The sequence below is a fragment of the Streptomyces sp. NPDC086989 genome (assembly GCF_044745505.1).
Taxonomy (GTDB): Bacteria; Actinomycetota; Actinomycetes; order Streptomycetales; family Streptomycetaceae; genus Streptomyces.
The window spans coordinates 39061-50167 of the sequence record NZ_JBIVAL010000004.1; the positions used below are offsets into that span (position 1 = coordinate 39061).

The following is an 11107-nucleotide window of genomic DNA, read 5'->3' on the forward strand; positions in this document are numbered from 1 at the left end:
GCGCACCGCAAGGACGTACGGCGAAGGGCCCGCCCCCTGACGGGGACGGGCCCTTCGGCTTCGTCGAGTGCAGAACAACCGGAGCTGTACGCCGGGTTCTGTCGCCCGGTGACCTCGCGATCGCCGGGGAGACGGCCATCCATCTAGGACCGGCGTTGCCGCCGGCCTCATGCGGTCTACCCGCGAACTCGGGCGGGCAGCCCTCAATCGTTCGCGCAGACCCGTCCGGGGACGGATCCTCTTGACCTTGCTCCGGGTGGGGTTTACCTAGCCGCCTGGGTCACCCCAGGCGCTGGTGGTCTCTTACACCACCGTTTCACCCTTACCGTGGGCCGAAGCCCCGGCGGTCTGTTTTCTGTGGCACTGTCCCGCGGGTCACCCCGGGTGGCCGTTAGCCACCACCCTGCCCTGTGGAGCCCGGACGTTCCTCGGCGGGATCCGGGGATCCCGACGCGGCCGCCCGCTCCGGTTGTTCTGCGAGTGACCATGCTACCCGCGCCGGGCAGCACGCTCGACCTTGACGCAGCGACAGGGTTTCCCCGGGGCTGCGTGCGGAGCGGAGAGATCGCCGCGCCGTCGTGGCCGCACCGGGCCGCTGCGGCGCGGTGGCGCCGGGGCCCGCGCCGCCGTGGGGCGGCCGGTCAGGCGGGAGGGTTGGCCGCCATCCGGCAGGCGCCGTTGGCGGCGCCGCCCGCCACTCCGGCTGCCGCCAGGGCGCTCGCACAGCCCTGCAGGTCGCCGTGCACACCCCGGGTGCAGGCCGAGGTGACGGCCTCGGTGACGGTGACGCCCGACTGCTCGACCAGGTTCGTGCAGGCCGGGATGTCCGCGTGGGCGGCGAAGGACCCGCCGCCGAGTGCGAGGGTCAGGCCGGTGAGGACACCGGCGATACGGACCGACGTGCGCATGGGAGGCACCTGCTCTCCGGGCGGTCGGGGACTCGCGGATCCGCTCATGCACGGACCCGTTCGGGGCGCCGGACGACGGCCCCTCTCCTTCCGACGCTAGGACGGCCCGCCGCCGCCCGCACCCCGGCGACCCCCGCGGCGCCGGACGCCGCTCAGGCGGGGGCGAAGAGGACCTTCGCCCGGCCCGGGTCGGCCTGCGTCAGCCGGACCCGGATCCGGTCCCCGAGCGGCAGCCGCGCGGACCGCGACTCGACCCGGCCGACCACCGCGGGCTCCTCCAGGTGGACCGTGCCCACCAGCGGCTCGTGGTCCTTCACGTCGATCACGGTCGCCTCGAAGGTCTCGCCGACGTGGTCCTTCAGCAGGGCCGCCTCGACGAGGTCCACGCACTCCCGCTCGGCCGTGTTGGCCAGCCTGCCGCCCTCCGCCATCCGCTCCGGGAGCGCCTCCAGCGCGTCCAGCGCCCACCGCGGGGGCTCGGCCCCCGCCACCGCCGCCACGCACAGCTCGCCGGCGTACCGGTCGACGAGCCGGCGCAGGGGCGCGGTGCAGTGCGCGTACGGGGCCGCCACCGCGGCGTGCAGCACCGGGTCCGGGGTCGCGCCGCCGGTGAACACCGTGTAGCCGGCGCCGCGCAGCAGGGCCGTGCACTCCTGGAGGAACGCCGCGTGGGCCGGCAGGTGCGGGTCGAGGGTGCGGACGAGTTCGGCGTACGGCATGTGGTGCGGCCAGTCGATCCGCAGGGCGGTGGCGGTCCGCCGGAGCCGGCCGACCGCCCCGTCGGGGGCGCTGGGCAGGGTGCGCAGGATGCCGGCGCCGGCCGCGAGCATCAGGTCCGCGGCGGCCATGCCGGTCATGAGGGAGATCTGGGCGTTCCAGCCGTCCACGGGGAGCGGGGCCCGGTAGGCGAGGGTGTACGAGCCGTTCTGCGCGACGATCTCCTGCTCGGGCACGTTGAGGGAGACGCCGCCGCGCTCCTGCTCCAGGGTTTCGCGGAGCCGGCCGATGTCCCGCAGGAGGGCCCGGGGCTCGTCGGCGGTCCCGGAGTCGATGCTCCGCTGGAGGCCGTCGTAGTCGAGCTTGGCCCGGCTGCGGACCAGGGCCCGGCGGACCTCGGTGGTCTCCACCCGGCCTGCGGAGTCCAGGTCGAACCGCCACAGCAGCGCCGGGCGGGTCTGGCCGGGCAGCAGGCTGGCCGCGCCCTCCGAGAGCACGGGCGGATGCAGGGGGACTTTGCCGTCGGGGAAGTACAGGGTGGTGACGCGGCGGTGCGCCTCGGCGTCGAGGGCGCCGCCGGGGGTGACGAAGGCGGCGACGTCGGCGATGGCGTAGTGCACGCGGTAGCCGCAGCCCGGCCGCTTCGCCAGGTGCATGGCCTGGTCCAGATCGCGCGCGTCCGGCGGGTCGACGGTGAACAGGGGGAGGTCGGTGGCGTCCAGGTCCGGGAGCCGAGGACTGCGGGCCGCCTCCTCGGCCTCGGAGAGCACCGGCGCCGGAAACTCCCCGGGCACGCCCAGGCCGGTCCGCAGTTCACGCAGCGCGGCCCGCAGGGCAGCCCCGTCTGCGCCGGTCATGTGCATATGACGGCGTGGCATGGATCGAGCGTAGAGCGGGTGGGTCCGGGGGGCGCGGTGAGAGCCTTACCCTGGGCCGGGGGCCGCACCCCCTGCGCCGTGTCGTACCGAAGGAGAACCACCGTGCTCGTGCTGCTGCCGCCGTCCGAGGGAAAGGCCGCCGGCGGCTCTGGCGCGCCCCTGGAGCCGCAGACGCTGTCGCTGCCGGGACTGGCCGAGGCGCGGGCGGCCGTGCTGGAGGAACTGGTCGAGCTGTGCGCGGGGGACGAGGACAAGGCCCGAGAGGTGCTCGGGCTGAGCGAGGGGCTGCGCGGCGAGGTGGCGAAGAACGCCGGGCTGCGGTCGGCGCCGGCCCGGCCGGCGGGGGAGACCTACACCGGCGTGCTGTACGACGCGCTGGGTCTGGCGGACCTCCCGGAGGCGGCGCGGGCGCGGGCGGAGCGGTCGCTGCTGGTGTTCTCGGGCCTGTGGGGGGCGGTCCGGGTGACGGACCGGATCCCCTCGTACCGCTGCTCGATGGGGGTGAAGCTGCCGGGGCTGGGCGCGCTGGGCGCGTACTGGCGGGAGCCGATGGCCGCGGTGCTGCCGGATGCGGCGGGCGACGGGCTGGTGCTGGACCTGCGGTCCTCGGCGTACGCGTCCGCGTGGAAGCCCAAGGGTGAGGTGGCGGGGCGGACGGCGACGGTGCGGGTGCTGCACGCGCAGGTCGTGGACGGCGTGGAGAAGCGTTCGGTGGTGAGCCACTTCAACAAGGCGACGAAGGGGCGGCTGGTCCGGGACCTGCTGGTGGCGGGCGCGGAGCCGGCGACCCCCGCCGATCTGGTGGTGGCGCTGCGCGACCTGGGCTACACGGTCGAGGCGCAGGCCCCGGCGAAGCCGGCGAAGGCATGGTCCCTGGACGTGGTGGTCACCCAGATCCACTGACGGCCGCGGTGCGGACGCCGGCGGGAGCGTTCCCCGGCCCGCCGGCGTATGAGGCGCAGGTCCGTTTCCGACCCCGGGGCCGGGCCCCGGGGGCCGGTCAGCGGCTCAGGGGCCAGGCCGCCGTGGGGGATTCGGTGGCCGCGACCGCGTACGTGGCGCAGGCGTCCGTCAGGGTTTCGAGGAGGGTGAGGGGGTCCGGCAGCGCGTGCTCCATGCCGCGGATCCACGTCACGGCCAGGTCACCCGGGAGGGCCGCCGGCGGCACCAGTACGTAGCTGCCGCGGCAGTGCCACCGCAGACCCGGGTGCTCGTCCATCGTCTCGGGGTGGCAGTCCAGCTCGCACGGCCACCACTCGTCCTCGTCCTCGGGGGTTCCGCGGGTCGCCGTGAAGAAGAGCATCCGGGCCTGGTCGCCCGTTCCGCCCGATGCGGCGACGGGGCCGACCTCGACGCCCGCCGCCAGCAGGCGGGCCAGCGCGCTCTCCCCGGCTTCGAGGGGGACGTCCAGTACGTCGTGGACCATGCCGGTCGCGGTGATGAAGTTCGCCTGCGGCTGGTTGCGCGCCCAGCGTTCGATCTGCGCGCGGTCGGTCGTCGACTGTGTCTGCCAGGCGAAGGAGAGGGGGTGGCGCGCGGGGGTGGGACAGCCGATCCGCTCGCACGAGCACCGGTAGCCGGCGGGGTGGGCGGCGGGGGCGAGCGGCAGGCCCGCGGCGGCCACGGCCAGCAGGAGGTCCTCGCGTACGCGCTCGGGGTCTTCGGGGGAGGGTTTGGGCCGCCGACGCAGCCACTGGGAAATCCTGCTCTGCTCGCCGCGTTTGACGCGGCCGGACTCAGACCCCATCTATCCCCTCACCTCACCGTTTTCCCCGGCAGACCTTCACATGGTCCCACCATCCTGCGGTCCGGGTGACCGCACTCCCCAACCGGGGGTGGGGAAGCGGTGCACGGAGCGTGCGGAAGGGGAGGCGGAATACCGTCACATACCGCTGAAATTCGGCCAATTGTCCCCGCCCGGCGACCGCCGTCAGACGTCGGTGACCTTCGCCACCCCGCCCAGCACCCGGTCCACCAGCGCGTCCGTGTAGGCGTGCGTCAGCGGCGCCGTCCGCATCAGCCAGCGGTACGTCAGCGGCCCGACCAGCATCTCCACCAGCAGACGCAGGTCCACCTCCGGATCGAGCTGGCCGGCCTCCCGGGCCGTCCGCAGCCGCGCCTCGTACAGGGCGAGCTGCGGCATCAGGAGCTGCTCGGTGAAGCGGGCGCTCAGCTCGGGGTCGGTGGCCCCGGCGGCGGTCAGGGCGCGCGTGGGGGCCTCGTACTTCGCGTCGTTGAACTGGTCGACCGTCGCCCGCAGCACCAGCTTGAGGTCCGCCGCGAGGTCCCCGGTGTCCGGGAAGCCGCTCCAGCCGACCTCCTCCTCCACCTCGCCGAAGAGCGCGAGCGAGGCGTCGAGCAGGACCGCGGCCTTCGACGGCCACCACCGGTAGATCGTCTGCTTGCCGACGCCCGCACGGGCGGCGATCGCCTCGATCGTCAGCTTGTTGTAGCCGACCTCACCGACCAGCGCGAGGGCCGCGTCGAAGATGGCCCGCCGGGACCGGTCGCTGCGGCGGGCGGGGTCGGGGGCCTTCCCCACGGGGGTTCTGCTGCTCATTCGGACAAATTATCAACGAGAGATGTCTCGTCTTCGTGTCATTCCATAAACCACCCGCTCAGTTCACTGCGCGGTTTCCCTCGAGGAGAGACGATTCTCTCCACATCTCCGTGAGTCGTGAGGAGCCTTCTTTGCGCAGAGACGCCACACCCCGGCGCTACCTGATGTGCCCACCCGCACACTTCAAGGTCACGTACTCCATCAACCCGTGGATGGATCCCACGAAACCGGTGGACCTGCCCCTCGCCCTGGCCCAGTGGGAAGACCTCCGGGACCGCTACCGCTCGCTCGGCCACACGGTCGAGACGCTCGTACCGGACCCCGGGCTCCCCGACATGGTCTTCGCCGCGAACGGCGCCCTCGTCGTCGACGGCCGGGTGCTCGGCGCCCGGTTCGCCCACCCCGAACGCGCCGCCGAGGCCGCCATCCACCTCGACTGGTTCCGCTCCCACGGCTTCGCGGACCTCCACGAGCCGTCCCATGTCAACGAGGGCGAGGGCGACTTCGCCGTCACCGCCACCTACATCCTGGCCGGCCGGGGCTTCCGCTCCAGCCCGCTCTCGCACGACGAGGCCCAGGAGTTCTTCGGACGGCCCGTCATCGGCCTCGACCTGGTGGACCCGCGCTACTACCACCTGGACACGGCGCTCTGCGTGCTCGACGGCGACGAGGTCATGTACTACCCGCCCGCCTTCTCGCCCGGCAGCCAGTCCGTGCTCCGCAGGCTCTTCCCGGACGCACTGATCGCCGGTGACGAGGACGCGGCGGCCCTCGGCCTGAACGCGGTCTCGGACGGCCGGCACGTCCTGCTCCCGCAGGGGGCGGCCGGACTGTTCGCTCCGCTGCGGGACCGGGGCTTCGAACCGGTCCCGATGGACCTGGGCGAACTGCTCAAGGGCGGCGGCAGCGTGAAGTGCTGCACCCAGGAGCTGCGGATGTAACGGCCACGGGATCCCTATCGGGTGGCCGGCGGCCACTCCTGGCCCCAGTCGGCGTCCCGCGCCGCCTTGTACAGGTCACCGTGGCGCTTGGTCACGGTGGCCCGGGTCAGGCCCTCGCCCTCCGGACCGCACAGCTCCAGCAGGACGAGCCCCTTCCGGATCTGCGGCTTCCGCGTGATCCGGGAGGGGACCGGCTCCACCGGGAAACGGGTCGCGGCCACGTAGCTGAACTTCTCGTCCTCGTACGGGAGGGAGCCGCCCTTGACCTTCCGGTGCAGGGAGGACCGGCTGACCCGCGCCGAGAAGTGGCACCAGTCCTGTCCGACCTCGATCGGGCAGGTGCCGTCGTGCGGGCACGGCGCGGCGACCTTCAGCCCCGCCGCGATCAGCTGGTCGCGGGCCTCGCGGATGCGCAGGTACCCCTCGGGCGTGCCCGGCTCGATCAGCACCACCGCCTGCCCGGCGCGGGCCGCCTCGGCGACCACGGCCCGGCGGGCCTCCGGCGTCAGCTCGCCGAGGACGTACGACACCGTCACCAGGTCCGCCTCCGGGAGCGCGAGCCCGGATCCGATCACGGCCCGCCGCCACTCGGCGGCGCGCAGCACCTCCGAGCCGGAGGACGCCGCGAGCTCCCTGCCGAGCGCAAGCGCCGGCTCCGCCCAGTCCAGCACCGTGGTGCCGCGCGGGCCGTCCCAGGTCGCGTCCACCGCCCAGGTCGCCGCGCCCGTGCCGCCGCCCACGTCGACGTGGGAGCCCGGGGACCACTGCGGGGCGGCCTCGGCCAGGGCGTCCAGGGCGGACCGCACGGCCTCGAAGGTGGCCGGCATCCGGTACGCCGCGTACGCCGCCACGTCGGAGCGGTCGCGCAGGACGGGGGCGTCGGTCGGGGTCCGGCCGCGGTAGTTGGCGATCAGCCGCTCTACGGCGGAGGCGGCCTGCTTCGGCGGGAGCCCGTCGAGCAGCCCGCCCAGCGCGGACCGGAGGGTTTCGGCGGAGGCGGGGACGGAGGCGGAGGCGTTCACCAGCGAAGTTTACGGCGCCCGGCGCACCCCGAGCACCGAGCGCCCCCTGCCCCGCCGCCGACGGCCCGGGCCGGCCGCCGACTCCGCCCCGCCGCCGACTCCGCCCGCCGACGGCCCGGGCCGGCCGCCGGGTCCGGCCCGGTCCGGACCCGGGCTCCGCCCGGTCCCGGCTGGCTCAGACCGCGGACTCCCGGTTCTGCCACGGCCGGCACATCGCGGTGAAGCAGCCCACGGCCAGCAGCGAGCACACCAGCTGGACCACCGCCATCGGCACCGCCGTGCCCTCGCCCGCGATCCCGACCAGCGGCGAGGCGACCGCCCCGACCAGGAACGAGGAGGTCCCCAGCAGCGCGGAGGCCGAACCGGCCGCGTGCGGGGTGCGCATCAGCGCCAGCGCGTTGGTGTTCGGCAGGACCACGCCCATCGCCGACATCAGCACGAACAGCGCGGCCGCGACCGGGACCAGGCCGACCTCCCCGAACACCCCCGAGGACATCAGCAGCAGTGACACCGAGGCCGTGGTGATGACGGCGAGCCCGCCCGCCAGCACCTTGTCCAGGCGGACCCGGCCGACCAGCAGCTTGCCGTTGACCTGTCCGGCGGCTATCAGGCCGACCGAGTTGAGGCCGAACAGCAGGCTGAAGGCCTGCGGCGAGGCCCCGTAGATCTCCTGCACGACGAACGGCGAGGCGGAGATGTACGAGAAGAGCACGGCGAACGCGAAGCCGCCGGTCAGGGTGTACCCGGCGAACACGCGGTCGGCGAGCAGCCCGCGCATGGTCCGCAGCGCGGCGGCGACCCCGCCGGTCTGGCGCCGCTCGGGCGGCAGGGTCTCACCGAGGCTGCGCCACACGACGAGGGTGAGCACGGCGCCGACGCCGGTGAGGACGACGAACACCCCGCGCCAGTCGGCGAAGCGGAGGATCTGGCCGCCGATGAGCGGGGCGATGATCGGGGCGGCGCCCGAGATGAGCATCAGCGTGGAGAAGAACCGGGCCATCTCGACCCCGTCGTACAGGTCGCGCACGACGGCCCGGGCGATGACGACCGCGGCCGATCCGGCCAGCCCCTGGAGCAGGCGGAAACCGATCAGCAGCTCGGCGGTCGGGGCGAGGGCGCAGATCGCGGTGGCGAGGACGTAGACGACCATGCCGAAGAGCAGGGGACGGCGGCGGCCCCACTTGTCGCTCATCGGACCGATGACGACCTGGCCCAGTGCCATGCCGGCGAGGCAGGCGGTGAGGGTGATCTGGATGGTGGCGGCCGGGCTGTCCAGGGCGCTGGTGACCTCCGGCAGGGCCGGCAGGTACATGTCCATGGACAGCGGGGGGAGGGCGCTGAGCCCGCCCAGTATGAAGGTGACGAGCAGTCCGGTACGGCGGGCGGACGTGATCTTCGTCGTGGAAGCGGTCTGCGGTGCGGAGGGCGTCTCGGGTGACGGCTCGTGCGAGGGGGCCGTCGCGGGGCCTCTCTCCGGCATGCGGAACTCCAGTCTTTTCGTCGTCTTTTCACACCCCCGACCGACCCATGCTCTCAGCTGTCGGAACGTCCGTGGAGCAGCGCGACATGTGACGTACCCTGCGGCCCCATGAACGCAAGTGGGAAGAAGATCGCCCTCGTCACCGGTGCGGGCTCCGGCATCGGCCGCTCCGTGGCCCTGACCCTGGCCGCCGCCGGCTGGTCGGTGGCGGCGGCCGGCCGCCGCAGCGAACCGCTCCGGGAGACGGCGAAGGCGGCCGGTGCCGACGCGGACGTGCTGTGCGTACCGGCGGACGTGAGCGCCCCGGACGACGTGGCCGCCCTGTTCGCCGCCGTACGCGAGCAGTACGGGCGCCTCGACCTCCTCTTCAACAACGCCGGCACCTTCGGCCCGGGCGGGGTCCCGCTGGAGGACCTCACGTACGAGGCCTGGCGGCAGGTGGTGGACGTCAACCTCACCGGGTCCTTCCTGTGCGCGCAGGCGGCCTTCCGGCAGATGAAGGCGCAGGACCCGCAGGGCGGCCGGATCATCAACAACGGCTCGATCTCCGCGCACGTGCCCCGGCCGAACTCGGTCGCCTACACGGCGACCAAGCACGCGATGACGGGCCTGACGAAGTCGCTCTCGCTGGACGGGCGCCCGTACCGGATCGCCTGCGGGCAGATCGACATCGGCAACGCGGCCACCGAGATGACCGAGCGGATGCAGACCGGGATCCTCCAGGCGAACGGGCAGCTGGCGGTGGAGCCGGTGATGGACGCCGCCGACGTGGCGCGCACGGTGCTGCACATGGCGGAGCTGCCGCTGGAGGCGAACGTGCAGTTCGCGACGGTGATGGCGACGGCGATGCCGTACATCGGACGCGGCTGACCCCGGGCCGGGGCTCGACGGATCCGGCAGGCGGCCCAGGCCCGGGGGAGCGCCTCGGAGGCCGGGCCCGGAGCGCCGGGGAGCGTGCCGGAGCCGCGGGAATGCGGGCGGCGGGCGGGGAGTTGGGCTGATCATGACTGACGTGCTGCGTTACACCGCCTTCTCGGAGGACCCGGCGGGAGGCAACCCCGCCGGGGTCGTGCTCGACGCCGCCGGCCTGGACGACTCCCGGATGCTGGAGATCGCCGCCGGACTGGGCTACAGCGAAACGGCCTTCCTGACGGCGCCGCCGGAGGGACTCGGCGGGGAGCCGGGACGGGCCTTCACCCTGCGGTTCTTCAGCCCGAAGGCGGAGGTCTCCTTCTGCGGGCACGCCACCGTGGCCACCGCGGTGGCGCTGGCGGAGCGGATCGGCCCGGGCGAGCTCGTGTTCGCCACCCCGGCCGGGACGGTGCCCGTCTCGGTCACCGCGACCGAGACGGGCCTGCGGGCCGTCCTGACCAGCGTCGAGCCGCACGTCGAGGACATCGACCCGGCCGACCTCGCCGAGGCCCTGGCCGCACTGGACTGGCCGGCCGCCGACCTGGACCCGGCCGTCCCGCCCAGGATCGCCTACGCCGGGAACCGCCACCTGGTGCTCGGCGCCGGCACCCGGGCCCGCCTCGCGGACCTCGCGTACGACTTCCCCCGGCTGGAGGCGCTGATGCGGCGCCTGGACCTGACCACGGTCCAGCTGGTGCACCGGGCGGGTCCGGCGCTGTTCGACGTCCGGGACCCGTTCCCGGTCGGCGGTGTCGTCGAGGACCCGGCGACCGGAGCCGCCGCGGCGGCCTTCGGGGCGTACGCGCGCGAGCTCGGCCTGGTCCCCGCGGACGCCGTGCTGACCCTGCGCCAGGGCGAGGACATGGGCCGGCCCGGAGTGCTGACGGTCGAACTGCAGGCCGGCGACCCGCGGGTGCGGGTGGGCGGCAGCGGGGTCCGGATCGGATGAGCCACGGCCTGCCGGGGGAGGCCCGCGCGTGACGAGGGTGCTGACGTACGCGGAGGCCGAGCTTCCGGCCGGGCTCGCCGAGCAGGTCGCGGCCCTCGAGGCGCAGGCCTGGCCGGGCGCCCGCAGCGGGCACGACCCGGCACTGGCGCCCCGGGTGATGGTGCTGCTGGACGAGGACGGCGCGGTGGCCGCCTCCCTCGCCCTGCTGTTCAAGGAGATCCGGCACGCGGGGCGCACCCACCGCGCCGCCGGGCTCAGCGCGGTGGTCACCCGGGACACCGCCCGGGGCCGCGGGCACGGCGGGCGACTGGTGGCGGCGGCCCGTGCGGCCCTGGCCGCCGATCCGGCCGTGGACCTCGTCCTGTTCAGCTGTGACCGTCCGCTCGTCCCCTTCTACGAGGCGGCCGGCTTCACCCGGCTGCCCGGGACGGTCCTGGTCGGCGGGACGCCGCAGCAGCCGCTGGCCACGGACGCGCCCGGCTTCGACAAGGAGGTCCTCGCCGACTTCCCCGGCCCGGACACCGGTGCCCGGGCGTTCACGGGCGTACGGATCGCCCTGTACCCGGGGGCCGTCGACCGGCTCTGGTGACCCGGACGTGGGGGGGGGGGGGGGGGGGGGGGGGGGGGGGGGCGGGGCGGGGCGGGGGGGGGGGGGGGCGGCCGCCCCCCCCCCCCCCCCCCCCCCCCCCCCCCGCCCCTGGAGGAGGTCCTCCTCGAAGACCGTGGCCGAGCGCATCGCG

11 protein-coding genes and 1 other RNA gene are annotated in these 11107 nt (G+C 74.4%); 5 read left to right on the top strand and 7 right to left on the bottom strand.

Annotated features, from left to right (window positions below):
- Nucleotides 1–71: 71 nt before the first annotated feature.
- The 3 genes from rnpB to ACIPK4_RS09915 all read right to left on the bottom strand — a co-directional run bounded on the left by rnpB (nt 72) and on the right by ACIPK4_RS09915 (nt 2503).
- An RNA gene (gene rnpB, locus ACIPK4_RS09905) (RNase P RNA component class A) lies at nt 72–472 on the bottom strand.
- A 169-nt stretch (nt 473–641) separates the two neighbouring features.
- Nucleotides 642–908: a hypothetical protein gene (locus ACIPK4_RS09910; protein ID WP_402310720.1), complete on the bottom strand. Its 267-nt coding sequence runs from the start codon at nt 906–908 to the stop codon at nt 642–644.
- A gap of 152 nt (nt 909–1060) precedes the next feature.
- Nucleotides 1061–2503 (bottom strand): RNB domain-containing ribonuclease, encoded by a 1443-nt coding sequence (locus ACIPK4_RS09915; protein WP_402310722.1) that lies wholly within the window; start codon nt 2501–2503, stop codon nt 1061–1063.
- A gap of 102 nt (nt 2504–2605) precedes the next feature.
- Here ACIPK4_RS09915 and yaaA point away from each other — a divergent pair, with 102 nt between their 5' ends.
- On the top strand, nt 2606–3406 hold the full coding sequence (gene yaaA / locus ACIPK4_RS09920) for a peroxide stress protein YaaA (RefSeq protein WP_402310725.1): 801 nt from the start codon (nt 2606–2608) through the stop codon (nt 3404–3406).
- Between the two features lie 97 nt (nt 3407–3503).
- Here yaaA and ACIPK4_RS09925 read toward each other — a convergent pair whose 3' ends face one another.
- Nucleotides 3504–4250, bottom strand: coding sequence for a bifunctional DNA primase/polymerase (locus ACIPK4_RS09925; RefSeq protein WP_402310728.1), 747 nt, complete (start codon nt 4248–4250; stop codon nt 3504–3506).
- 183 nt (nt 4251–4433) lie between these two features.
- Entirely contained in the window at nt 4434–5063 is a 630-nt protein-coding gene (locus tag ACIPK4_RS09930) for a TetR/AcrR family transcriptional regulator (protein ID WP_402310731.1), read from the bottom strand.
- Between the two features lie 131 nt (nt 5064–5194).
- Between ACIPK4_RS09930 and ddaH the strand changes: the two genes are divergently transcribed.
- Nucleotides 5195–6004, top strand: a complete 810-nt coding sequence (gene ddaH / locus ACIPK4_RS09935; RefSeq protein WP_402310733.1) for a dimethylargininase — start codon at nt 5195–5197, stop codon at nt 6002–6004.
- Nucleotides 6005–6018: 14 nt separating this feature from the next.
- Here ddaH and ACIPK4_RS09940 read toward each other — a convergent pair whose 3' ends face one another.
- Nucleotides 6019–7026 carry a small ribosomal subunit Rsm22 family protein gene (locus tag ACIPK4_RS09940; protein WP_402310735.1) on the bottom strand — a complete coding sequence of 336 codons (1008 nt, stop codon included), beginning with the start codon at nt 7024–7026 and terminating at the stop codon, nt 6019–6021.
- Nucleotides 7027–7201: 175 nt separating this feature from the next.
- On the bottom strand, nt 7202–8506 hold the full coding sequence (locus ACIPK4_RS09945) for a multidrug effflux MFS transporter (protein ID WP_402310738.1): 1305 nt from the start codon (nt 8504–8506) through the stop codon (nt 7202–7204).
- Nucleotides 8507–8614: 108 nt separating this feature from the next.
- Here ACIPK4_RS09945 and ACIPK4_RS09950 point away from each other — a divergent pair, with 108 nt between their 5' ends.
- From ACIPK4_RS09950 to ACIPK4_RS09960, 3 genes are all read left to right on the top strand, one after another.
- Nucleotides 8615–9376 (top strand): SDR family oxidoreductase, encoded by a 762-nt coding sequence (locus tag ACIPK4_RS09950; RefSeq protein WP_402310741.1) that lies wholly within the window; start codon nt 8615–8617, stop codon nt 9374–9376.
- 133 nt (nt 9377–9509) lie between these two features.
- Nucleotides 9510–10367: a PhzF family phenazine biosynthesis protein gene (locus ACIPK4_RS09955; protein ID WP_402310744.1), complete on the top strand. Its 858-nt coding sequence runs from the start codon at nt 9510–9512 to the stop codon at nt 10365–10367.
- A gap of 28 nt (nt 10368–10395) precedes the next feature.
- Complete coding sequence (locus ACIPK4_RS09960; protein WP_402310747.1) at nt 10396–10956, top strand: GNAT family N-acetyltransferase; 561 nt, start codon at nt 10396–10398, stop codon at nt 10954–10956.
- Nucleotides 10957–11107: the final 151 nt, after the last annotated feature.